Source organism: Mycobacterium sp. NGS35 (assembly GCF_059812855.1).
This window is the reverse complement of record NZ_JCALDL010000003.1, coordinates 159271-181424: the sequence shown is the minus strand read 5'-3', so window position 1 is coordinate 181424 and position 22154 is coordinate 159271. Positions and strand designations below refer to the sequence as shown.

The following is a 22154-nucleotide window of genomic DNA, read 5'->3' as shown; positions in this document are numbered from 1 at the left end:
TCGCACCGAAATCGCTCAGCCCAGGGAGGCTGGCGGGTTGAAGCGGTCGCCGTACTTGGCCGCGAGCTCGCGTGCCCGTGCGACAAACGCCTCCTTGCCCCGGCCGGCCGGGCCTTCGTATCCGACGATGAACTGCGCGGTGCCGCCGGTCCACGGCGGGAAGCCGATGCCCATGATCGAGCCGATGTTCGCATCCGCTGTCGAGGTGATCACACCTTCATCGAGGCACTTCTGCGTCTCCAGCGCCTCGGCGAACAGCATCCGGTCGATCATGTCCTGCAGCGGCGGTTTCGACGACCCGGAGTTGAACGTCTCGCGCAAGCCCGGCCACAGCCCGACCCGCTTGCCGTCGGCGTACTCGTAGAACCCGGCGCCCTTCAACCGACTCGGCCGGCCGATTTCGATCATCTTGTTGACGACGGCTTCGGCGGGGTGCGGCTCGTAGGTGCCGCCGGCCGCCTCCACGCCCTTGCGGGTCTCAGTCGCGATCTTCTGCATCAGCTCGAGGTTCAGTTCGTCGGACAGCTGCAGTGGCGGCGCCGGATAACCGGCCTGTGAACCGGCATGCTCGATCGAAGCCGGTTCCACGCCCTCCCCCAGCATCGCCAGCGCCTCGTTGACGAATGTGCCGATCACGCGGCTGGTGTAGAAACCGCGGCTGTCGTTGACCACGATCGGGGTCTTGCCGATAGCCAGCGTGTAGTCGAACACGCGGGCCAGTGCCTCGTCAGATGTCTTCTCGCCCCTGATGATTTCGACCAGCGGCATTTTGTCGACGGGTGAGAAGAAGTGGATGCCGATGAAGTCCTCTTGGCGCTTGACACCGGTTGCCAGGCCGGTGATCGGCAGCGTCGAGGTGTTGGACCCCAGCAGCGCGTTCGGCTCGACGACGTCCTCGATTTCCTGGAACACCTTGTGCTTGAGCTCCTGGTTCTCGAACACCGCCTCGATCACGAAGTCGACGCCGGCGAGGTCGGCGACGTCGCCGGTCGGCGTGATCCGCTCCAGCAGCGCCTTGCTCTTCTCCTCGGTGGTCTTACCCCGTTGCAGCGCCTTGGCTTCCAGCTTCTCGGAGTAAGCCTTGCCCTTCTGCGCGGCTTCCAGACTGACGTCCTTGAGCACCACGTCGAAGCCGGCTTTGGCTGACACATAAGCGATTCCGGCGCCCATCATCCCGGCACCCAGCACGCCGATCTTCTTGGGCTTGCTCTGCGGGATGCCCTCGGGCCGCGAGCCGCCCGAGTTGATGGTCTGCAAATCGAAGAAGAACGCCTGGATCATGTTCTTGGCGATCTGCCCGGTCACCAGAGACGTGAAGTAGCGGCTCTCGATGCGGCTGGCGGTGTCGAAATCCACCTGGGCGCCCTCGACTGCAGCATCGAGGATCGCCCGCGGCGCCGGCATCGGCGCGCCCTTGAGTTGCTTCTTCAACAGCGCGGGGAACGACGGCAGGATCGACGCCAGCGCCGGCGACGACGGTGTGCCGCCGGGCATCTTGTAGCCCTTCTGGTCCCATGGCTGCGTGTGCGCATCGGGATTGGCCTTGATCCACGCCTTGGCGGCAGGCACCAATTCGTCGACGGAGCCGACGATCTCGTCGATCAACCCGATCTCTTTGGCCTTGTCCGGCTTGAACCGGTTGCCCTGCGACAGCACCTCCATGAACGCCTTCTGAATGCCGAACATCCGCACCGATCGGGTGACCCCACCGCCTCCTGGCAACAAGCCCAGCGTCACCTCCGGGAAGCCGACCACCAATCCCTTGACGTCGGCGGCGATGCGGTGATGACAAGCCAGCGCGATCTCCAGACCGCCACCGAGCGCAGCTCCGTTGATGGCCGCGACGACCGGCTTGCCCAGCGTCTCCAGCGTGCGCAGGTCGCGCTTGATCTCTTCGACCTCGGTGAAGACGTCGCCCGCGTTCTCCGGACCGGCGTTGATCATGCCCTTGAGGTCACCACCGGCGAAGAAAGTCTTCTTGCCGCTGGTGATCACCACGCCGGTGATCGAATCCTTTTCTGCGACAAGCCGTTCCACGGCCTTGTGCATCGACTCCTTGTAGTGCTCGTTCATCACGTTGGCCGAGCCGGTGGGGTCATCGAGGGTCAGGGTGACGATCCCGTCGTCGTCCTTGTCCCAAGCAATTGTGTTCTCAGCCATGCGAATCAAACCCTCTCGATGATGGTGGCCACGCCCATGCCGCCGCCGACGCACAGTGTGATCAGCGCGCGGCGTGCACCGCGGCGCTCCAGTTCGTCGACCATGGTGCCGGTGATCATCGCGCCGGTGGCACCCAGCGGGTGCCCCATCGCGATCGCGCCGCCGTTGACGTTGAGCTTCTCGTCGGGAATGTTGAGATCCTTCTGGAACTTCAGCACCACCGACGCGAACGCCTCGTTGAGCTCGAACAGGTCGATGTCGTCGACGGTCAGCCCGGCGCGGTCGAGCACCTTGCGGGTGGCCGGAGTGGGACCGGTGAGCATGATGACCGGGTCTGAGCCGCTGGTGGCGGTGGCCACGATACGTGCCCGCGGCGTCAATCCCTGTGAGGTGCCTGCCTTTTCGCTGCCGACGAGCACCAGCGCCGCGCCGTCGACGATCCCGGAGCTGTTGCCGCCGGTGTGCACGTGGTTGATCTTCTCCACCCAGTGGTACTTCTGCAGCGCCACGTCGTCGAACCCGCCCATCGAGCCGATCCCGTCGAATGCGGTCTTCAGCTTGGCCAGCCCTTCCATCGTGGTGTCCGGGCGCATGTGCTCGTCGTGATCGAGGATCACCAGGCCGTTCTGGTCACGCACCGGCACCACGGACTTCTCGAAGTAGCCGCCGGACCAGGCCGCAGCCGCCTTCTGCTGCGAGCGCAGCGCGTACGCGTCGACGTCCTCGCGCGAAAAGCCCTCGATTGTCGCGATGAGGTCGGCGCCGATGCCTTGCGGGACGAAGCCGATGCGGTAGTTGGTCTCCGGGTCGGTGGCCCACGCGCCGCCGTCGGAGCCCATGGGTACGCGGCTCATCGACTCGACGCCGCCGGCCAGGACCAGGTCGTCCCAGCCGGAGCGCACCTTCTGCGCGGCGGTGTTGACTGCTTCCAAACCCGAGGCGCAGAACCGGTTGAGCTGCACGCCGCCGGTGGTGTCGGGCAGTCCCGCGGCCAGCACCGCGGTGCGGGCGATGTCGCCGCCCTGGTCGCCCACCGGGGAGACGACGCCGAGGATGACGTCGCTGATCAGCGTCTCGTCCAGGTCGGGATAACGCCGGCGCAGCTCGTCGATCAGGCCGGTGACCAGGTTGATCGGCTTGACCTCGTGCAGCGATCCGTTCTTCTGCTTGCCGCGCGGGGTGCGGATGGCCTCGTAGATGAAGGCTTCTTCGGGCATGACTGATTCCTCTTCAGATGTCGTGAGGGCGGCACATCGAGCAGGCCGGCTCCCAAGAGCGTAGACCTCTGACACCGGAGCCTAGCAGCGACGCAAACCAACCTGTTGGTTGGGCCGCTCAGCGGCCCGAAACCGATCCGGCGCGGCTAGCCTGGCGCGCCGGCGTCGGAGTCGCGCAAGGCGTCCTGCAGGCGATCGAGCGGATCGCCGCGGCCCGGCTCCAGCCGCAAGACCGGTGGCTGACCACGCCCCGGAAGCCAGTCGGGATCGATGCCGCCCGAAGCGCCTGACGCAGCCGCGGGTGGCGGAGGAGGCGGCGGAGGTACAGGTGGCGCGTCGACCGGGGACGGCGGTGTCGGCGACGGTGCAGCGTGCAGCGCGTTGATCTTGCCGAGGAGCCGGGCGGCGGCGGCGTCGCGGATCGCGCGGCGTGCGGGGTCATGGTCGGAATTTCCCGCGAAGCAGCCGGCGGGGGCGGCATCCACCACCGCGAGCGCGTCGCGGTAGCGGTGCTCGGCCAGCGCAGCGTTGCCGTCGCGGGCCGCGTTGTCGCCGTGCGTTTCGCGTACCAACTCCAGGTCGACGCGCACCGGGCAAGACCGGCCGGCGGGGGTGGTGGCCAAGATTGCACTCAATTGCGTGTCGGCCTCCTGCACGTTGCCGTCCAGCGCGGCGGAGTCAGCCGCCCAGAACGCCGCGCGGCCCGGCTCCACGATGTTCACGAATTGGGCAATCTCGAGGTGGTGGCGTAGTCCATCGGCGTCACTGCGGGCCAGGTCTGCGGACGCAGCGTGGCCGGCAAGCACCACCGAAATCAGCTTGGCCGCAACGCATAGCGCGACGAGGAGCACCGGCGCCGAGTAGGTCAGCAGCCGACGGCGCAGTCGTAACCGCGACGGCCCGTTCACTGCGGTCACTGGTCGACCTCCAGGCGCACGACGCGACTGCGGCGGTAGTGGCGGATTGTCACGTAGATTTCGCACAGAACCAGAGTCGCCGCCATCAGCGAAAGAACCCAATACAACTCGACGCGCTCGGCGGATGCCGCGCTCACATTCACCCGCGGGCTCGACGACAGCGCTGTCGCGAGGCTCTGACCGCTGTCGCGGTGAATGTAGGGCACGCCGAGTTGTTGGGCGATCGACGTGAGGCGGGTCTCGTCGATGCCGAACCGCAGCGGAGCGCCGCCCGGCGACTCACTCAGGTACGTCACTGTGCCATCGACTATTTCACCGGGCACCGGCCCGCCGTCCGGTGTGCCGTAACCCAGCACTGCGCCGCCGGCGACGGGAGCCGATCCGATGTCGAAACGGCCCTGCGGTGCACGCGAACCGGCGGCGCCTGAACCGAAGTAGAACACGACGTTCGGTGCGCCCGGGAACTGCTGGGCGGACTGCTCGAGCTCGTAGCGCAGAATTCCACTGGCCCCAGCCGCATTCGTGTCCTGCAGCGCATCCGGTGAAGTCGACGGGTACGACGACAAAGCGGCGATCTTGGGTTTGAGGCTCCAAACATCTTGCGACAGCGGCCAATCCAGATCTGAGTCGGTGGCGAACGAAATAATCGCGAACCGTGCGCCTGGATACCGCTCGACGAGTTCGCCCATGTCCCGGCGGATGCCCGCCATCCGCGCGGCGCCGTCACCGTAGTCCTCGACCCTCGACGCAGCAGATCGGTCGACCACGAAGAACACGTTGGGTGCAGTGTCGGCCAACGAGTTGTGAGGTGCGCTATCTCCAATGACAGGGCGCGCAGCGGCGAGAACCAGCAGCAGCATGGCCACGGTCAGCCCGCCCCAGCGCAGCAGCACAACGCCGAGATGGTCACGGCCACTTCGCCGTAGCGCATGCCGCAGGGAGATGGGGCGGACCGCCACGATCAGGATTGCGCACAACACCAACACCACGGCGGGTAGCACCGGCTCGAATCTCATCTCTGCGACACCGCCAGCGAGACGCACAGCAGCGCGGCCAACACCACGGCGGCGATCAAGGCCGCGTCTGGTCTGTCAGTCATATGCGTTGCGACGATCCCCGGACGCTCGGTGATGCGGTCGAGCACCCGGGTCAACTCCGGATTGGTACCCCCGGCCAGATCGGCCTCGGCGCCGGCTGGGCTGTACGTGTCGAACGTTCCGCCGGTGGCGGCGGCCAACGATCGCAGATTGTCGACGTCAGCGGTTGGCGCCAGCACGCTGACCCGAACCCCGGCCTGACGCGCCATCTGTGTGATCTGGTCGGGGCGAAAGAGTGCTGGCCGTTGCTCATCGACGTCGCGAATAGCGTTGTCACCGAGGAAGATCAGCGAGCGCTGTGGTGATGCTCCCGACGCCGGGAAACCAGCCAGACACAACGCGAGCACGTCCTCGACGCTGCGCGCGTAGTCGACGTACTGCATGGGAGCGCTGAATTCAACTGCGCGGGAACGTACTTCGAGAGTCTGCGCCGGCGAGAGCTGACCCTGCCGCTGCAACGCGGCGAGCCTGGCGTAGCGCGAGAAGGTGTCTGCGGCGTACCGGTAGTCGCGGGTCAGCGGTACGACCCGCAGGCTCGACGAGGTGAGACCGAGCCGATCGTCATCGAATCGCGATGTGCGGTGCGCGAAGTAGTTGAGCAGCCCGGCGGTTGCCGGATCCGTCACGGGCGCACCGACACAGACCATGACGTCGCTCGCCGCGGATTCCTCGGGTGCGAGCGGGCGCGAACCGGCCAGCACAGCCGCAGCGAACACGCCGGTCAGCAAGAGCACCGCGGTCAGCACCGACCACAGCTGGCGGCGCACCACGCGGGCATACTCCGGCAGCCGGGTGACCCGCTCGAGATGCGCGAGGGCCCGTAACCCGTTGCGCTGCAAGGCCGGCCGCTGCATCACCGCGACCGCGACAACCGCGCCCAGCCCGACGAGCCCGACGACCGCGATCGCCCACCACTTCAGCTCCACGACTGGATCAACTCCTCGGCGCGGCGCCCGACGTCTCGGATGTCGACCGTGCTCGCGGTGTTGAACTGCGCATCGTCGAGTGCCGAGACCAGCGGTGCGGCCGGGGCCAGATCACTGGCCGCCAACTGCCCCGCATGCAGATAGCGCACATGGTCGCCGGTGCGCAGGGCCAGGAAGCTGCGCAGGGTGCGTCTCATCGTGGCGGCGGCCTCTGGTGTCGCGACGGTTCCGGCCGCGTGCGCGTCGATCACGCCGCTGATGGTCCGGCTGAACCGGCGCCGGATGACGTAGGAGTGCACGTCGCGGATGAGCGGCATGCGCTGCAGCGTCGACGAAGGCAGCGTCCAGATCACAACGGCTGTGCACCAGGCGACGACGGCAACCACCAGCAGCACCCCCACCAGCAGCCACCACCACGAGTAGGGTCCCGGCCCGCCGAGATAGCGCAGCAGATCACCGGACATTGCCGAGCCTCCTGGTCATGTCGACGACTTTGGCGCGGATTTGCTCGGTGCCGCGAATCTTGGTGTACGGGATCGCATATGAGGTCATCAGCTCGTGGAGGCGCTGCGCGCGCTGTTGCTCGGTGCGCCGATACGCCGAAACCAGCCGACGATCGGCGGCAGCGGCGCCGACCAGGTATTGGCCGTCAGCCACGTCGTAGCCGTCGACCGCCTCTGCCAGCGGAGGCATATCCGACACCATCACCCACATCAGGTCGTGGCGCCCCACGAGCCGCGCAAGCACGTCCGATAGCCGATCGTCGACGTCGGGTTCGTCGGAGACGACGACGATCATCAACCGGCGGCGGTGCGCGGCGGCCACGTATGCCAGTTGCGTGACGATGTCACTGCGGCCGGGCCGCCCGCACGCGTGCCGGTAGAACCGGTCGAGCAGGCTTTCGATGTGCGTCTCGCCGCGCCCGTTTCCGGTGGTGGTGTAGCCGCGGGCGTCGCCGAACACCATGCTGATCTCGTCGAGGCGGCCCAGCGTGATCTGACCGACCGCCCCCATGACGGCAAGGGCGATGTCGCGCTTCGGTTCTGCGCTGGGGGCCAGTGCGGACATGTTGCGGCCCGCGTCGGCCACCAGCAGCACCTTGTGGTGTTTTTCCGAGACGAATCGCTTTGTCAATACCGTGCCGGACCTCGCTGACGCCTTCCAATCGATGTCGCGGACGTCGTCACCGGGCACGTAGGGCCGCAACTCGTCGAATTCGAGAGTGCGGGTGTGCAGCAACGCATAGCGGCCGCCTTCGAGCAGCCCACGGGTGTCGGTGCCGAAGTGCAGCCGGGCGTAGTTGAGGTACTTGCCCACGGTCCCCTACGGCACTCGTACCGCGCGCAGCACCGCGTCGACGACGTCGTCGGCCGTCACCTTCGCGGTGACCGCCTCGAAGCCGAGGATCAGCCGGTGACGCAGCACCCGGTGTGCCAGTCGCTGGATGTCCTCCGGCAGCACATGGCTGCGGCCGGACAGCACGGCCAGTGCGCGCGCGGCCATGCAGAACGCGATCGTCGCCCGAGGGCTGGCTCCGTACTCGATGAGTCGCGCCAGTTGTGCGGGCAACACCCCGTGCGGCTCCCGGGTGACGGCGACGAGCTCGCTGGCATAGGTCATCAGCACCGGATCCATGTGCACGTTGCGCACGACGGCTTGCAAACGGCGCACGTCGTCGAGCTCGACCACAGGCTGCGCCCGGCGCGACTTGTCATACACGCCGGCGTCGATGCGGGTCATCACCTCGACCTCTTCCTGCGGAGAGGGGTAGCGCAGCACCTCCTTGAGCATGAAGCGGTCGGTCTGGGCCTCCGACAGCGGATACGTGCCCTCCTGGTCGACGGGGTTCTGGGTGGCGATCACCAGAAACGGCTCGGGGATGGGATAGACAGTGCCGGCGATCGTGGTCTGCCGCTCCTCCATCGCTTCGAGCATCGCGCTCTGGGTTTTGGCGCTGGAGCGGTTGATCTCGTCGAGAAGCAGGATGTTGGTGTGCACGGGCCCGAGCTGGGTGGCGAACGTGTGGGTTTCAGCCTCGTAGATCTGGGTGCCGACGATGTCGCTGGGCAACAAGTCCGGGGTGCACTGCACCCGCTGAAACCCGCCGTGCACCGACTCGGCGAGCACTCGCGCGGCGGTGGTTTTGGCCAGGCCGGGCACGCTTTCGAGCAAGATGTGTCCGCCGGCGAGGAGCCCGATCAGCAGCGACTCCCGCAGATTGTGCTGGCCGACGATCTTCGCGTCGAACGCGCGGGTCAAGGCGCTGACAACGCGGTTTGCGTCTGCCATGCCAACGTTGTTGTGCTGCGGGCGTGCGGCGGTCATTGATTCCCGTTTCGTCGTCATCGTCGGCTCGCGCTGCGGCGCGGCGTTGCTGGGCAGGCTCGTTGGCTGAACCGTGCCCCGTGGATGAGGCGGCAAATGTGGCCGGGCGCAGGCCGCCCGGCGAGACCGTCGCCATTGTAGGCGCGCAAGATAGACCGCTATGACCGTCTCGCGGTTGGCACCGTTCGCCACCACGGTTTTCGCGGAGATGTCGGCGCTGGCCGCGCGCATCGGCGCGGTGAACCTGGGCCAGGGTTTTCCTGACGAGGACGGGCCGCCGGCGATGCTGGAGGCCGCCCGGCAGGCGATCACCGACGGCGTCAACCAGTACCCGCCCGGCCTGGGGATCGCCCCGCTGCGCGAAGCGATCTGCGCCGACCGGCAGCGCAAGTTCGGCGCCAGCTACGACCCCGACAGTGAGGTGCTGGTCACCGTCGGCGCCACCGAGGCCATCGCCGCCGCGGTGCTAGGCCTCGTCGAGCCGGGCTCCGAGGTGATCTTGATCGAGCCGTACTACGACTCGTACGCACCAGTGCTGGCGATGGCACAGGCACACCGGGTGACTGTTCCGCTGGTTGCCGACGGCCGCGGTTTCGCGCTCGACGTCGACGCGCTGCGGAAGGCGGTGACGCCGCGCACGTCGGCGATCATCGTCAACTCTCCGCACAACCCGACCGGGACCGTGCTCACCGACGCGGAGCTGGCCGCGATCGCCTCGGTCGCGGTGGACGCCGACCTGATGGTGATCACCGACGAAGTCTACGAACATCTGGTGTTCGACGACGCGCGTCATGTTCCGCTGGCCACGTTTCCCGGGATGGCCGACCGCACCGTGACGATTTCCAGCGCCGCGAAGATGTTCAACTGCACCGGCTGGAAGATCGGCTGGGCGTGCGGCCATGCCGACCTGATCGCCGGGGTGCGCGCCGCCAAGCAGTTTCTCTCGTATGTCGGCGGGGCCCCGTTTCAGCCCGCGGTAGCACTGGCACTCGACACGCAGCAGGATTGGGTGGCTGAACTGCGAAAAACGTTGCAGGGCAGGCGAGATCGGCTCGCCGCGGGACTGACCGAGCTGGGCTTCGAGGTGCACCACAGCAACGGCACGTACTTTTTGTGCGCCGACCCGCGTCCGCTCGGCTACTGCGACAGCAGCTCATTCTGCGCCGAACTGCCGCATCGGGCGGGCGTGGCGGCGATTCCGCTGTCGGCGTTCTGCGACCCCGACGGGCAACACGCCGCGGCGTGGAATCATCTGGTGCGCTTCACGTTTTGCAAGCGTGACGACACCCTCGACGAGGCGCTACGCCGGCTGGCGGTGCTCCGAAGCTAGCGGAGACCCTCGATCGTGCGATTTCGTGGGCGAAACGCCGAGGGGGGTATGCGAATTCGCACAGTCGGCGGAATCCCCCGGCGCCGCAGCGGGATCGGCGGCCACCGTACCCGAAAATTTTGTCATCATTGACATGGGCTATGGGCCGGCGCAGACTGCGGCACCATGGTTCCGGTTGTGGTGCATGCGGTCGTCGGCGTCGTCATCGTCGCGCTGATCGTCGGCGTGAATCCGCAGATTTTCAAGCAGTCGGTCACCCCGAAGGTGTCGGCGCTCGAGGCGATCTACTACCTCGCCGGCATCACGGCGACAGTGCTGGGCTACTACTTCATCGTCCGGTTCACCGACGAATACGCGCAGGGTTCGGTACACAATCCGTTCTGGGGGCCGGGCAGCTTGGCCGACTTCATCCGGCTCGGATACGTCAACCCGGCCGCCAGCAATGCAAGCCAGGACTACACGATCATGAGCGTGGTGCTGCTGCCGTTGTTCACCATCGTCGACGGCCGACGCCGCGGCATCCGACATCCCTGGTTGTATTTCCTGCTGGTGTGGACGCTGAGTTCGGCCTTCCCGTGGGCGTTCTACCTCGCGACGGTCGAACGGCAGCGTCGCGCCAACACCGTCCGCGAATCGGCGTTGCAGGCGTAATCGCTTACGGCGCTTCGGGATTGGCGGGCACCGCCCCCTGGCCGCCGAGCACCCGCCGGCGCAGACCTTCGGTCGCCACGTCGAGCACCTGCTTTTTGGCCCGCCTCATCAAGAACTCCGGAATGGGCGCGCGCAGCTCCATCGTGATGTCGAACCGCACCCTCGTCCCGCCGCCCTCCGGACGCAACGTGTACTCCACGTGCTGGGCGTGCTGATTGAACGTCTCCTCGGCGTCCCAGACCATCCAGTCCCGGCCCCAGTGGTATTCGAGCACTTCCTTGTCGGTGATGCCCATCAATTTGTAGTGGACCTTGACGTGGTGGGGCCGACCGTCCTCGTAGGTGTCGAGCACCTCGACGTGCTTGTGCAGCGGCGACCACGACGGCACCGATTCCACATCGGCGAGCGCATCGAGGACCGCCTCCGGAGGAGCATCGATCACGATTTCCCGCGACGCGCGCACAGCCACGAGTTCGAGGGTAATAACCTCCCCGCGGTTGGCAAGCCGGAATCCAGCTAACCCGCTACCAGCCGATCTCGTCGAGCGGTGTGGTGTGGGCGGGCGGCGGTCCGAAGTCGGCTGCCGGTGTTCGCGAGAAGCGCGGTGCAGGTGCTGCCTGGTCGAAACCGTTGCGGTGCACGATCGTCGAACGCGCGCGCAGGTGTTCGTTTTGCGCCGCCTCGCTCCATGTCAGCACCGGCGTGACACACGCGTCGGTGCCGGCGAAGATCTCCGTCCACTCGTCGCGCGTCTTGCCGGCGAACCGCTCGGTGAACACCTTGCGCATCTGCTCGAAGCCCGCAGGGTCGAGTTGATGCGGCAGGTCCTCCCCCGCCAAGCCGAGACCGTCGAGCAACTGGGCGTAGAACTGCGGCTCGATCGCGCCGACGGCCATGTACTTGCCGTCCGACGTCTCATAGGTGCGGTAGAACGGCGCGCCGCCGTCGAGCAGGCTGGACTCGCGCTCGTCGGAGAGCGAGCCAACGGCCTTCATCGTCCACTGCATCTGCGCCAGGATGCTGACCCCGTCGACCATCGCGGCGTCGATCACCTGGCCCTTGCCCGACTTCTCCCGCTCGTAGAGCGCCGCGACGATGCCCAGCAGCACCAGCATCGAGCCACCGCCGAAGTCGGCGACCAGGTTCATCGGCGGCAGAGGCGGGCGATCGCGGTAGCCCATCGATCCCAGGGCGCCGGTCTGCGACAGATAGTTGATGTCATGCCCGGCGGTCAGCGCCAGCGGACCGTCCTGCCCCCAACCCGTCATCCGCGCGAAGATCAGCCGGGGATTGACCGCGGCGCAGTCATCGGGACCGATGCCCAGGCGCTCACAGGTGCCCGGACGGAACGGGTCGAGCAGCACGTCGGCCTTCGCGACGAGATCCAGCAGCTTCTGCGGCTCGCTTTTCACATCGAGGTCCACGATCCGCTTGCCGCGGTGCATCAGATCACGGTCCTCGCGCGGCATCCCGGTGCTGCCGGGTCGGCGCACCCGCACCACGTCGGCACCCAGGTCCGCGAGCACCATCGCCGCATGGGGTCCCGGTCCGATACCGCCCAACTCGATTACTCTCACCCCGGCCAGGGGTCCGCTGTTCGTCACGCCAGCAGACTATCGGCCGCCCTTCTTCAGAGACAGGACCCGCTTGCGCAGTCCGTCGGTGGCGTCGTTCATCGCACCCTTGATGGCCCGCTTCATGACGAAGCCGGGGATCGGAATCGCGGGTTCGACGGTCAGCTCGAATTTCACGCGCGTCTTGTCACCCTCGTCGGTGAGGGTATAGCTGGCGTCCTGACGTTTCTGCTGTTTCGAGCTGACCAGCGACCAGCTGACGACGTCGTCGGTCCATGTGTATTCGACTTCGCAGTCGTCGGTGATGCCCGCCGACTTGACCTTCATCTTGACCCGGTGCGGACGGCCGTCGTCGGTGGTGTCGACGATCTCGACCTTCTGTTGGGCCGACGACCACTCCGGGGCGGACTCGACGTCCGTGATCACGTCGAGCACCTCTTGCTTGCTCGCCTCGATGACTACTTCCTTGGTTTCGGTGATCGCCATGCCCCGGACCGTAGCGTCGAGACTGCGGTCAGATCGTCGATTCGCGTGTATTCGCGATCTGGACGCAGCGTCAGCGCCGCAAACCCTGGCCCAGCCGCAGCGCCGGCAGCAGGAAACTGCGCGGCGCGAACCGGCCGCCGATGCCGACGATCTTGGGCACCAACCCAGGCACCACGCTGCGTTTGCCTTCGAGCATGCCGGCGATCGCAGCCTCGGCCACGTCATGCGGGGACACCTGTGCGATCCCGACGCTCCACTGCTGGGCGTCGGCGATGTCGGCCCATTCCGTGGGGACTGGTCCCGGACACAGCACCGTGCACGAGACTCCGGTGCCGTGCAATTCCTCATGCACTGCCTCGGAGAAGGTCTGCACGAACGCCTTGGTGCCGGAGTACACGGCCATGCCAGGCAGCGGCTGGAAGCCCGCGACCGACGCGATGTTGAGCACCGCGCCGGCGCCGCGCTCCACCATGCCGGGCAGCGCGGCGTGGGTGAGCTCCATCAGCGCCAACGCATTGAGCACCACTTCTTCGCGTTCGCGTTCGATCGGCAGCGTGTAGAACGGTCCGCTGGTGCCGAACCCGGCGCTGTTGCACAGCCCGGCAACTGGGTCACGTTGGACCCGCTCGACCAGCTGCGTGCGGGCCGCGTCGTCGGCCAGATCGAGCGGCAGCACGTCGACGCGCACCCCGTGTGCGTCGCGCAATTCGTCGGCCAGCTCGACGAGCCGGTCCTGCCGGCGCGCCACCAGCACCAGCGGATAGCCGCGGCCGGCCAGCCCGCGGGCGAGTTCGGTGCCGATCCCGGACGACGCGCCGGTGATGACGACGTTGGTGTCAGCGCTTGGCTTCGGAAGACTCATCGCTCTTTGTGCTCCTCACGTCCGCGGCCTACCAGTGGATCCCGCGCGTGGCCTTGACGAAGGCCTCGCTGCGCTTGTCGAACTTCGGTTTCTCCTGGGCGGCTTCGTCGCCCTGCGCGGCCGCCGAGTCGTCGAACATCGCGAAGGCGCGATTGCGCACGAAGTCCATCAGCATCGGGTTCACCGCGTCGGCGAACGACGCGAATTGGCCGAACGGTGGGCTCACCCGGCGCGGCCGGTGCACGATCGCATCGGCGATCACGCCGGCCGCCTGCTCAGGGGTGAGCGTGGGGAACTTGTCGTAGACCTTGGTGGGGCTGATCATCGGCGTCTTCACCAGCGCCATGTAGACGGTCGTGAATCTCACGCCGTCGCTTACGGTTTCGGCCTGCAGCGAGTCGCAGAGCGTGTCGAGCGCGGCCTTGCTGGCAATGTAGGCGCCGAAGCGCGGAGCCCTGGTCTGCACTCCCGCCGACGACAGGTTGATGATGTGGCCGAATCCGCGTTCGCGCATGCCGGGGATGAACTTCAGGATCAGCTGCACTGCGCCCAGGTAGTTCAGCTGCATGGTGCGCTGGTAGTCGTGGATACGGTCGTAGGACAACTCCAGCGAGCGCCGGATGGAGCGTCCGGCGTTGTTGACCAGGATGTCGACGCGGCCCAGGTCGGCAAGCACTTTGTCGGCCATGTCCGCAATCGCGTCCGTGTCGGTCAGGTCGCACGGGTAGACGTGCGCGGTGCCGCCGGCGTCGGTGATGTCCTCGGCTACCGCTTCGAGTTTCTCGCGGGTGCGGGCCACCATCACCAGCTCGCCGCCGGCCTTCGCCACCTTCTTCGCGGTGGCCTCACCGATGCCCGACGAACCGCCGGTGATCAGGATGATCTTGTCGCGGACCGCGTCCTCGAGAGTGTGGCCGGTGAGCGCGTCGACGAGGTTCTGCAGATAGAACGGCCGGTAGCGCCCCGCCGAGTTGGGGGTGTTGAGCAGATTCGACACCGCCGAAAACGGCTTTTCCACCAGGCTGGCCAGATCACCGAGATTCATGCAGCAGTGGCTGCCCGTAACGCGCCGTCATCAAACGTGCGACACCGCTTTGACGCCGTAGTAAATCCGCGCGGAGTTGCGTCAACCGCTCCGCTCGGCGCGCTGATAAGCGCTCACCACCACAGCGCCGCCCAGCCCGATGTTGTGTTGCAGTGCGGCGCTGACGTTCTCGACCTGCCGCGCGTCGGCCTGACCGCGCAGCTGCCATGTCAGTTCCGCACACTGCGCCAGCCCGGTCGCGCCCAACGGGTGACCTTTGGAGATCAGCCCGCCCGACGGGTTGACCACCCACCGTCCGCCGTAGGTGGTGTCGTTGTTGTCGATGAGCTTGGGTGCTTCCCCTTCGCCGCACAGGCCCAGGGCCTCATACAGCAGGAGCTCGTTGGCCGAGAAACAGTCGTGCAACTCGATGACCTGGAAATCCTGCGGGCTTAGCCCCGACTGGTCGTAAACCTGTTGCGCCGCAGCCACATTCATGTGATACCCGATCAGGCCCTTGGCCGTGCCGTCGAAGCTGTCGGCGAAGTCGGTGACCATGGCCTGCCCGACGATCTCGACGGCCTGGCCGCTCAGCCCGTGCTTGTCGACGAACTCCTCGGACGCCAGGATCGCGGCACCGGAGCCGTCGGACGTCGGCGAACACTGCAGCTTGGTCAGGGGGTCGTAGATCATCCGCGATGCCAGAATGTCGTCGAGCGTGTAGGCCTCCTGGAACTGGGCGTACGGGTTGTTCACCGAGTGCTTGTGGTTCTTGTAGCCGATCTTCGCGAAATGCTCTGCGGTGGAACCGTATTGCTTCATGTGTTCGCGGCCGGCGGCCCCGAACATCCACGGCGCCGGCGGAAACGCCAGGTCGAAAATCCCGGCCATCGCCCTGATGTGCTTTTCCATCGGCTGTGCGCGGTCGTCATAGGTCGAGCCGAGCGAACCGGGCTTCATCTTTTCGAAGCCCAGCGCGATCGTGCAGTCGGCCAGGCCGCCGCGGATCGCTTGGGCAGCCAGATACAGCGCCGTCGAGCCCGTCGAACAGTTGTTGTTCACGTTGACGATCGGGATGCCCGTCATCCCCAGTTCGTAGAGGGCCCGCTGCCCCGACGTGGATTCGCCGTAAACGTAGCCGACATATCCGTGCTGAACCTCGCGGTAGTCGATGCCGGCGTCGGCCAGCGCCTTGGTGCCGGCCTCCCTGGCCATGTCCGGATAGTCCCAGCCTTCTCTGCGGCCGGGTTTCTCGAACTTCGTCATCCCCACGCCGATCACGTACACCTTGCTCGCCACGGCTCGCTCCTCGGTTGCGTTCCTGTATGCACGTAATGTAGGCCTCCATCGCCGCACGGGCTCCGATCTCTGCGACCATGGCTCCGGATGTGACCAAAAGGGGGACCCGTCGAAATGACAGAGCTCAAATTCCTGGACCTGCACGGAGACCGGATTGCGTACCGCGACGAAGGCACCGGCGATGCGCTGCTGCTGATCCACGGAATGGCCGGCAGTTCCGACACGTGGCGGGCGGTGCTGCCGCGACTGGCGAAGAATCATCGCGTGGTGGCGCCCGATCTGCTGGGCCATGGACAGTCGGACAAACCGCGCGGTGACTACTCGCTGGGCGCCTTCGCGGTGTGGCTGCGCGATTTCCTCGACGAACTGGGCATCGCACAGGCCACGGTGGTCGGCCACTCGCTGGGCGGCGGGGTGGCGATGCAGTTCGTCTACCAGCATCCCGACTACTGCCGGCGGCTGGTGCTGATCGCCAGCGGCGGGCTGGGCCCGGATGTCGGGCTGCTTTTGCGGTTGCTGTCGGCGCCCGGCGCCGAATTGGTGCTGCCCGTCATCGCGCCGCGTCCGGTGCTCACCGTCGGCAACAAGGTGCGCAACTGGTTGCGCTCAGCCGGAATCCATTCGCCTCGCGGCGCCGAGATGTGGAGCGCGTACAGCTCGCTGGCCGACCGGCAGACTCGCCAGTCATTCCTGCGCACGCTGCGCTCGGTGGTCGACTACCGCGGGCAGGCGGTCAGTGCACTGAACCGCCTGCAGATGCGGGCGGACCTGCCGGTGATGGCGATCTGGGGCGACCACGACAACATCATCCCGGTCGACCACGCCTACGCCGCTGCGCAGGCACGCCAGGACAGCAGGCTCGAGGTGATGCCGGGCATCGGACACTTCCCGCAAGTCGAAGCGCCGATGGAGGTGGTGGACCTCATCGAGGACTTCATCGCGACGTCGGAACGGCCGTCTGTGCCCAGCGACGACTCCAGAACTTAGGCGGTCGGCTCTTCCGGCGAGCCTTCGCGCGGCTCCTTGGCCCGCTCGCTCGGCTTGCCCGCCACATCCTGCTCCTCGCGCTGTCCGATGACGTTCTCGTCCAGCTTGTCGACGATCTGCTCCAGCTCTTGGTCCCTATTGGGTTGCGCGGATTCCGTCATCTCGCTCTCATCGCTAGGCGTCGGGTCGTGTCAAGTGTCTACGGTGTCACCCGTGCCGTCTACTTACCCGCGGCGCCTATGGTTGAACCGCATGGACGTCGATCTCGCTGCCCGGCGGCCGGCCGCCCCGACGGTGACGTTGCGGCGATGTCGCGCGGCCAGACGGTCGTCTCCCGTCAAAATTCTTGGCGCACAGCAGGTTACGTCCACACCGGGACTTGTCGTCGACCGATGAGGAAGGACAACGCGTGATCAGTTGGCCTCGACGACTTCAGGAGACCGCTCTTCGTCGAGTGTTGGCCGGCGTCATCGCGACAGCCGCGGCATGCGCACTGGTGTCAGGTTGTTCGAGCTCGTCGCCAACCGATGCTCCCGTGTCGGTGCCCTCTCTGTCATCGAGCACAATCGCCACTCCCAACGGACAGCTTGTGCTTCAGGGCGCGATCCTGGAGAAGTTCATCGAGGCCGGCGGCACCAGCGGCCAGCTTGGCCTGCCCATCTCCAACGAGCAGCAGGGGCCGGCCGGCGGCCGATACGCGAAATTCCAGAGCGGAGTGATCTACTGGACCCCGGCCAGTGGCGCACACATCGTGCGGGGCGCGATCCGGCAGGAGTGGGAGAACACCGGCGGCGCCGCGGGCCCGCTCGGATATCCCACCACCGACGAGCAAGCCGTCGCGGGAGGCTTGCGAACCGACTTCGAACACGGCAGCATCACCTACTCGGACGGCCGGACTCACGTCGAAATGCATTGAGCTGCAACTCATATCAGTACAGGGGTGTCGCGTTCGCTTCCGCCCACCACATCGGGCGTCGTCTTGGGCAGATCGATAGCCGGCGTGCACCCCTAGGACATGGGTCTTCGGCGATTCACCATCTCCCCGAAGCGAATTCGTGATCGACCACATCGCGGCCTTCGACGCGCCGGGCGCCCCTGACCTTCGTCGATGCAGACACCGGCCGAGTGTCCCGGTCAATCGTCTCGGCCACCTGTCAGGGGCTCTCCCTACCATTGGTTCAACGCGGCGGCGGTGGGCCTGCGCGGGGGAAGGTCGGGTCATGGGATTGCTGGGCATGGCGTTTCTGCCGTGGCGGGTCGCACGCCGGGTGGTCGGCGCGGTGGCGGGCGCGGTCGCGGCCGCAGCGCCGTCGGCCGACGACCTCGTGGTGGTCGGTGGCATGCCAGAGGGGGTGCCGCCGGCGGCGCTGAGGCCCGAGCCGAAGCTTCCCGCTCCCGCAGAATGGCCGTTCGGCGAGGACTTCCCTCGCACCTGCGGCACCGGCCGGCTGGCCGGCGGCGCACTGCTGTGGACCGATTTCATCTACGACGACCATGGCGCCACCGGCTTGCCGCTGAACATCCCGTCCAGCGGACTGATCGTGCCGCCGCGGGGCACGTACATCTATCCGGAGGGACCGGCGGCCCGCAACGGCGCCGACATCTTTCGGGCCGCGATCGGGCTCACGGACACCGACACGTGGTGGCGGGTGGACTGGAACACGCTGGTCGACGCGTCCGTGCCGATTGCCCTGTTCACCATGGACACCGACCGGACACGAGTAGCCGACGACGCCTGGCCGGCCGGCGCCGGAATCCGCTCGGCCGGCATCGACCGGGCGCTGCTGATCTCCGGGACCGGCGCGCTGCTGATCGACCTGGTGACGCACGAGTCGACTCCGGTCGCGCACATGGTCGACATGCAGTCGCGATCGTTTCTGGCTCGGGTGCCGCGCTCGCTGCTGATGCCGAGCGGCACCTGGACAGTGCGGCTGGCGGCCGGACTGGCCAATGCCGCCGGTGACCAGTTCGCCGACGTCACGGCCGATCATGGCGCGCTGCCGGGCCAGCCCAACGTGTACAACGTCGCATTCCGCACCCACGAGCAGGAGAAGACACACCTCAATTTCTGGTCCGACGAAGCGCAGGCGGCCGCGCTCACCGACGGCGACGTGTCGCAGTTTGCGCTGGCCGTCCCATGGGATCGGCTGGCGGCCCGCACCAGCACGCCGGAACCGGTGATCACCGGCACCACCACCCGCTGGTACGTGTCCTCGGTTGAGCTCGGGCAGGGTGTCGCCGACACCAACCTGCTGACGCTGAGCACCAAGCCGCTGTTCTTGGGCCGCGTCCAGCCGTACTCGGTGTGCCTGCCGGCCACCTACGCCCCCGGCCAGGTCCTGCCGCTGACTCTGCTGCTGCACTCGCTGGCGCTCGGCCAGAGCCAATTCGCCGCGATTGACCCGCGCCTTCTGCACGAGCTGTGCGACGGTCGCGGTTCGGTGGTAGTCACGCCGCTGGCGCGGTCCGTCGTGCTGGTACTTCGACGAAGGCGAACTCGACGTCTGGGAAGTGTGGGCCCGCGTGGCCGAACAACTCGGCGCCGACCCCAACCGCACCGTCGTCGCCGGCTACTCGATGGGCGGCTACGGCACCTACAAGTTCGCGCTGTCATATCCGGAGGTGTTCTCGCAGGCGGTGGTGCTGGCCGGTCCGCCGACCTGCGGGGTGCGGCTGTGGCCCGGCACCGATATCCCGGCCGACTTCGACCCGCACTCGCACTGTGCGCGCGAAGGCGACACCTGGCGGCTGCTCGTCAATGCCCGCTGGCTGCCGTTCGTCGTCTGCCACGGGCTGGTCGACGAGCTGGTGCCGTTCCCTTCAGCGGCCGAGCAAGTGCTCGAGCTGGACCGGCTCGGCTACCGCTACCGATTCACCGTCTACCCGTTCGAAGACCACATCGCCTTCTTGTTCAAGGACAAGTTCGACGACCCTGTCGCGCACATGACAACCGGCCTGCGCCAAGCCGATCCAGGACACATCACGTTCGCGTGGTATCCGCAATTGGTCCGGCGCGATCTCGGCATTGGGCCCCACCGTGTTTGGTGGATCTCGGACTTGACCGCCGCGCCTGAGGTCGCGGCAACGCCCGGTGCGATCGCGGAGGTGGACGCCCGCTCCTACGCTCGGCCCGACCGCACCCGGACCACGCGGCGCCGACGAGGCTTCCTACCTCATTTCGACCCCACGCCCGGCCTTTACACCGAATTGACGTGGTACGAAGGGCCACCGGCTGCCGCGCTGCCCTACCTGACCCTGACGCTGGCCGGCGTCGCGGCGCTCACTGTCGACATCGGCCGGGCAGGGCTGGCCACACTGCCGAGATCCACGATTGCGGTAGTGACCGACACCGGCGCACAGCTCACCCTCGCCGCACTGCCGGCCGCGACGGCCGTGGAGCTTGACGGCGTGCCCGCAGGGCCGACGACGGTGATGGTGCCGCCGGGACGGCACCGGATCACGTTGACGGCGGCGCAGGCGCAGCTCGTCACAGCGTGACAAGATCAGGGCGGCGACTGTTCGAGCTCGTCGATCTGCCGGTCTAGGTCTGCCAATTCGATTGCGAGACGGCGCATGTGGTGTGCGACTTGAGCGCGTCGCTGTTCGAGCTGTGCGCGGCGCTCTTCACGGCCGGCGTGTTGTGCGTCGGTGTGCATGTGGTCGCTCCCGGTGGTCTGTGCAGTTGCAGCCAACAGGGAGTGTGCGCCTCGAGAGCCGGTGGTGAAGCCCGCCGCGGCGTTTGCCCGCACAAGCGAAAGACAACCGACATCGAGCCGTGATTTCGCTGACCGTCGGCCACTCAGTGCGAGCCCGCGGGGGATCCGGTGGCCGTCGACGACCCAGAGGTCCCGGAATTGGTGGGCTTCTTGGCGCCGCGGGTCAGGCTGTCTCCGAGACCGCCAAGCGCCGACTTCACGTTGCCGATCACCTGCCGGACGGGGTTCTTCGCATCCTTCGACGATCCGTCGGCGGGCTTGGTGCCGCCGGAGTTCAGCGAGAGCTTCTTGTCGATGGAGAACGGAGCCGTCGAGGCCGAGTTCGCATTGGGATTGGACGCGGCGAGGGTCGAGGTCTGCGAGTTGCTCTGCGATCCGTTGACGGCCGACGCGACCGGTCCCGGCAGATTATGCAGCGGGATCGTGACCAGGTTGCTCGGGTTGTCGATGTCATCCTTCGCCGCCTGCACACTGCCTTGCACGCCTTGGACGACCGCTCCGGGAAGATTGCGCGCCGCGGTAGCGGTTTCGGAGAACGACAACACGTTCATCGGCCGCGTTTGGGTGGGGTCGGCGGGAATCGGTTGGTTGTTCTTGTATCCGGCGTTGACGAGCTCGGTCAGCGTCGGCTCGACCGCGGCGGCGAGCACGTTGCCGCCCGGAATGAGCAGCAGCGGCTTGACCAATGGCAGATGGTCGGACTTGAACGTCACGAACGTCGTCGAGCTTCCCGGCAACGCAATGGGATCCTGTGCCAGCGAACCGTCTTCGTTCAGGATGTAGTGGTAGTGCGGCCCCGTCGGGTTCTGCGCCTCGGCGATGATTGCGTCCGGCACCGGCGCGGTGGCTTGGCCGCCGTAGCCCCAGACGTAGGCGACCAAGCTGTTGGCGTCGGCGAAGGGGTTCAGCGGGTTGGTTGGTGCGTCCGAGTTGATGTTGTACTCGTAGGCCACGTCGAGCACGGGGATGCCCGTGTTCGACGGTGTTGGTGCGCCGGAGGTCAGCAGGAGCGGCGCGAACGCCGAGTATGTGGTCCAGAATCCACCGCCGGCGCGGTTGGTGTTGTTGTCCAGCACCACCAGGTCGATGTCGTCGAGGGCGGAATCGTTGCGCTGCTTGAGGATGCCCAGCGCCGTGCCGGTCTGGCCGGCGCCCCAGCCCGAGGACAGCACGACGATCCTGCGGGGATCATTGTCGTTGTCGTGGATCGCGGTGGCGATGCCGTTCGGCCCCAAGAAGAACGGGACCACTTGCTGAGTGCCGTACCTCGACCAGTCGCGGTTGTAGTAGTCAGCGCTGGCGAAGATCTGCGCTGTCGAGTTGGCCGGCGTGATCAACGCGGTGAGTTCGATCTGCGGCGCCACGGTCACCGTCGTGCCCGTAGTCAGCGCGGTCGTCAGACTGGTGGCGGTGAGCGCGGCGGCCGCAAGTCCCGGAGCAAGGCGCCGCCGAGCGGCGCAGCGAATCCGACGGGACTTGCGATGATGCTTACCGGCCATCTGAGCCGCTCCTTGACTGTGTAGACGAGTGACGTCGCGAAGCGCTGACAAGTCGCAGCGGGGACGCCGAACTGGGCCGAGCCT

20 protein-coding genes and 2 pseudogenes are annotated in these 22154 nt (G+C 66.8%); 5 read left to right on the top strand and 17 right to left on the bottom strand.

All coding sequences use genetic code 11. The features are described from left to right. Window positions 1-15: 15 nt before the first annotated feature. The 8 genes from AC5Y4C_RS08430 to AC5Y4C_RS08395 form a co-directional block, all read right to left on the bottom strand. Window positions 16-2160 carry a 3-hydroxyacyl-CoA dehydrogenase NAD-binding domain-containing protein gene (locus AC5Y4C_RS08430; protein ID WP_499906771.1) on the bottom strand — a complete coding sequence of 715 codons (2145 nt, stop codon included), beginning with the start codon at window positions 2158-2160 and terminating at the stop codon, window positions 16-18. 5 nt (window positions 2161-2165) lie between these two features. Next, entirely contained in the window at window positions 2166-3377 is a 1212-nt protein-coding gene (locus AC5Y4C_RS08425) for an acetyl-CoA C-acetyltransferase (protein WP_499906773.1), read from the bottom strand. 146 nt (window positions 3378-3523) lie between these two features. Then, the gene (locus AC5Y4C_RS08420; RefSeq protein WP_499906775.1) at window positions 3524-4294 is read right to left on the bottom strand and encodes a hypothetical protein; all 771 of its coding nucleotides are present in this window, start codon (window positions 4292-4294) and stop codon (window positions 3524-3526) included. After that, on the bottom strand, window positions 4291-5310 hold the full coding sequence (locus AC5Y4C_RS08415) for a hypothetical protein (RefSeq protein ID WP_499914032.1): 1020 nt from the start codon (window positions 5308-5310) through the stop codon (window positions 4291-4293). Before AC5Y4C_RS08415 ends, AC5Y4C_RS08420 begins: the two co-directional genes overlap by 4 nt. Further along, a complete protein-coding gene (locus tag AC5Y4C_RS08410) occupies window positions 5307-6317 on the bottom strand; it encodes a hypothetical protein (protein WP_499906779.1) in 1011 nt (336 codons plus the stop codon). Before AC5Y4C_RS08410 ends, AC5Y4C_RS08415 begins: the two co-directional genes overlap by 4 nt. Beyond that, complete coding sequence (locus AC5Y4C_RS08405; protein ID WP_499906781.1) at window positions 6308-6781, bottom strand: hypothetical protein; 474 nt, start codon at window positions 6779-6781, stop codon at window positions 6308-6310. Before AC5Y4C_RS08405 ends, AC5Y4C_RS08410 begins: the two co-directional genes overlap by 10 nt. Further along, the gene (locus AC5Y4C_RS08400; RefSeq protein ID WP_499906783.1) at window positions 6771-7634 is read right to left on the bottom strand and encodes a DUF58 domain-containing protein; all 864 of its coding nucleotides are present in this window, start codon (window positions 7632-7634) and stop codon (window positions 6771-6773) included. The genes AC5Y4C_RS08405 and AC5Y4C_RS08400 overlap by 11 nt, the downstream gene beginning before the upstream one ends. Window positions 7635-7640: 6 nt before the next feature. After that, a complete protein-coding gene (locus AC5Y4C_RS08395; protein ID WP_499906785.1) occupies window positions 7641-8642 on the bottom strand; it encodes an AAA family ATPase in 1002 nt (333 codons plus the stop codon). A gap of 160 nt (window positions 8643-8802) precedes the next feature. Between AC5Y4C_RS08395 and AC5Y4C_RS08390 the strand changes: the two genes are divergently transcribed. Both AC5Y4C_RS08390 and AC5Y4C_RS08385 read left to right on the top strand, forming a co-directional pair. After that, entirely contained in the window at window positions 8803-9972 is a 1170-nt protein-coding gene (locus AC5Y4C_RS08390) for a pyridoxal phosphate-dependent aminotransferase (protein WP_499906787.1), read from the top strand. Window positions 9973-10137: 165 nt separating this feature from the next. Then, window positions 10138-10623: a DUF2834 domain-containing protein gene (locus AC5Y4C_RS08385; RefSeq protein ID WP_499906789.1), complete on the top strand. Its 486-nt coding sequence runs from the start codon at window positions 10138-10140 to the stop codon at window positions 10621-10623. A gap of 4 nt (window positions 10624-10627) precedes the next feature. On the opposite strand, the gene AC5Y4C_RS08380 is transcribed toward AC5Y4C_RS08385, so the two are convergent. From AC5Y4C_RS08380 to AC5Y4C_RS08355, 6 genes are all read right to left on the bottom strand, one after another. Then, window positions 10628-11092 carry an SRPBCC family protein gene (locus tag AC5Y4C_RS08380; RefSeq protein ID WP_499951629.1) on the bottom strand — a complete coding sequence of 155 codons (465 nt, stop codon included), beginning with the start codon at window positions 11090-11092 and terminating at the stop codon, window positions 10628-10630. 55 nt (window positions 11093-11147) lie between these two features. Then, complete coding sequence (locus tag AC5Y4C_RS08375; protein ID WP_499906794.1) at window positions 11148-12227, bottom strand: CaiB/BaiF CoA transferase family protein; 1080 nt, start codon at window positions 12225-12227, stop codon at window positions 11148-11150. Window positions 12228-12236: 9 nt separating this feature from the next. Next, window positions 12237-12683: an SRPBCC family protein gene (locus AC5Y4C_RS08370; protein ID WP_499906796.1), complete on the bottom strand. Its 447-nt coding sequence runs from the start codon at window positions 12681-12683 to the stop codon at window positions 12237-12239. A gap of 70 nt (window positions 12684-12753) precedes the next feature. Then, on the bottom strand, window positions 12754-13545 hold the full coding sequence (locus AC5Y4C_RS08365; RefSeq protein WP_499961598.1) for an SDR family NAD(P)-dependent oxidoreductase: 792 nt from the start codon (window positions 13543-13545) through the stop codon (window positions 12754-12756). A gap of 28 nt (window positions 13546-13573) precedes the next feature. Further along, complete coding sequence (locus tag AC5Y4C_RS08360) at window positions 13574-14590, bottom strand: SDR family NAD(P)-dependent oxidoreductase (RefSeq protein ID WP_499961597.1); 1017 nt, start codon at window positions 14588-14590, stop codon at window positions 13574-13576. Between the two features lie 81 nt (window positions 14591-14671). Continuing rightward, window positions 14672-15868 (bottom strand): lipid-transfer protein, encoded by a 1197-nt coding sequence (locus tag AC5Y4C_RS08355; protein ID WP_499961595.1) that lies wholly within the window; start codon window positions 15866-15868, stop codon window positions 14672-14674. Between the two features lie 114 nt (window positions 15869-15982). On the opposite strand from AC5Y4C_RS08355, the gene AC5Y4C_RS08350 reads away from it, so the two are divergent. Then, on the top strand, window positions 15983-16855 hold the full coding sequence (locus AC5Y4C_RS08350) for an alpha/beta fold hydrolase (protein WP_499961594.1): 873 nt from the start codon (window positions 15983-15985) through the stop codon (window positions 16853-16855). Here the strand turns inward: AC5Y4C_RS08350 and AC5Y4C_RS08345 are convergent. Further along, on the bottom strand, window positions 16852-17016 hold the full coding sequence (locus tag AC5Y4C_RS08345; protein WP_499906805.1) for a hypothetical protein: 165 nt from the start codon (window positions 17014-17016) through the stop codon (window positions 16852-16854). The genes AC5Y4C_RS08350 and AC5Y4C_RS08345 overlap by 4 nt on opposite strands. 428 nt (window positions 17017-17444) lie before the next feature. Here AC5Y4C_RS08345 and AC5Y4C_RS08340 point away from each other — a divergent pair, with 428 nt between their 5' ends. After that, a complete protein-coding gene (locus tag AC5Y4C_RS08340) occupies window positions 17445-17771 on the top strand; it encodes an LGFP repeat-containing protein (protein WP_499961593.1) in 327 nt (108 codons plus the stop codon). Window positions 17772-17846: 75 nt separating this feature from the next. Here AC5Y4C_RS08340 and AC5Y4C_RS08335 read toward each other — a convergent pair. After that, window positions 17847-17954: pseudogene (locus AC5Y4C_RS08335) on the bottom strand (short-chain dehydrogenase); the annotation flags it as partial. A 121-nt stretch (window positions 17955-18075) separates the two neighbouring features. Here AC5Y4C_RS08335 and AC5Y4C_RS08330 point away from each other — a divergent pair. After that, window positions 18076-20353, top strand: a pseudogene (locus tag AC5Y4C_RS08330) (prolyl oligopeptidase family serine peptidase). Window positions 20354-20654: 301 nt separating this feature from the next. Here the strand turns inward: AC5Y4C_RS08330 and AC5Y4C_RS08325 are convergent. Next, window positions 20655-22070: a PE-PPE domain-containing protein gene (locus AC5Y4C_RS08325; protein ID WP_499961591.1), complete on the bottom strand. Its 1416-nt coding sequence runs from the start codon at window positions 22068-22070 to the stop codon at window positions 20655-20657. Window positions 22071-22154 lie beyond the last annotated feature (84 nt).

What these genes read in the sequence shown, in the direction of transcription:
- AC5Y4C_RS08430 (WP_499906771.1), bottom strand. Translation starts at nt 2,160, where the DNA reads ATGGCTGAGAACACAATTGCTTGGGACAAGGACGACGACGGGATCGTC.
- AC5Y4C_RS08425 (WP_499906773.1), bottom strand. Translation starts at nt 3,377, where the DNA reads ATGCCCGAAGAAGCCTTCATCTACGAGGCCATCCGCACCCCGCGCGGC.
- AC5Y4C_RS08415 (WP_499914032.1), bottom strand. Translation starts at nt 5,310, where the DNA reads ATGAGATTCGAGCCGGTGCTACCCGCCGTGGTGTTGGTGTTGTGCGCA.
- AC5Y4C_RS08405 (WP_499906781.1), bottom strand. Translation starts at nt 6,781, where the DNA reads ATGTCCGGTGATCTGCTGCGCTATCTCGGCGGGCCGGGACCCTACTCG.
- AC5Y4C_RS08395 (WP_499906785.1), bottom strand. Translation starts at nt 8,642, where the DNA reads ATGACCGCCGCACGCCCGCAGCACAACAACGTTGGCATGGCAGACGCA.
- AC5Y4C_RS08390 (WP_499906787.1), top strand. Translation starts at nt 8,803, where the DNA reads ATGACCGTCTCGCGGTTGGCACCGTTCGCCACCACGGTTTTCGCGGAG.
- AC5Y4C_RS08385 (WP_499906789.1), top strand. Translation starts at nt 10,138, where the DNA reads ATGGTTCCGGTTGTGGTGCATGCGGTCGTCGGCGTCGTCATCGTCGCG.
- AC5Y4C_RS08370 (WP_499906796.1), bottom strand. Translation starts at nt 12,683, where the DNA reads ATGGCGATCACCGAAACCAAGGAAGTAGTCATCGAGGCGAGCAAGCAA.
- AC5Y4C_RS08365 (WP_499961598.1), bottom strand. Translation starts at nt 13,545, where the DNA reads ATGAGTCTTCCGAAGCCAAGCGCTGACACCAACGTCGTCATCACCGGC.
- AC5Y4C_RS08360 (WP_499961597.1), bottom strand. Translation starts at nt 14,590, where the DNA reads ATGAATCTCGGTGATCTGGCCAGCCTGGTGGAAAAGCCGTTTTCGGCG.
- AC5Y4C_RS08350 (WP_499961594.1), top strand. Translation starts at nt 15,983, where the DNA reads ATGACAGAGCTCAAATTCCTGGACCTGCACGGAGACCGGATTGCGTAC.
- AC5Y4C_RS08345 (WP_499906805.1), bottom strand. Translation starts at nt 17,016, where the DNA reads ATGACGGAATCCGCGCAACCCAATAGGGACCAAGAGCTGGAGCAGATC.
- AC5Y4C_RS08325 (WP_499961591.1), bottom strand. Translation starts at nt 22,070, where the DNA reads ATGGCCGGTAAGCATCATCGCAAGTCCCGTCGGATTCGCTGCGCCGCT.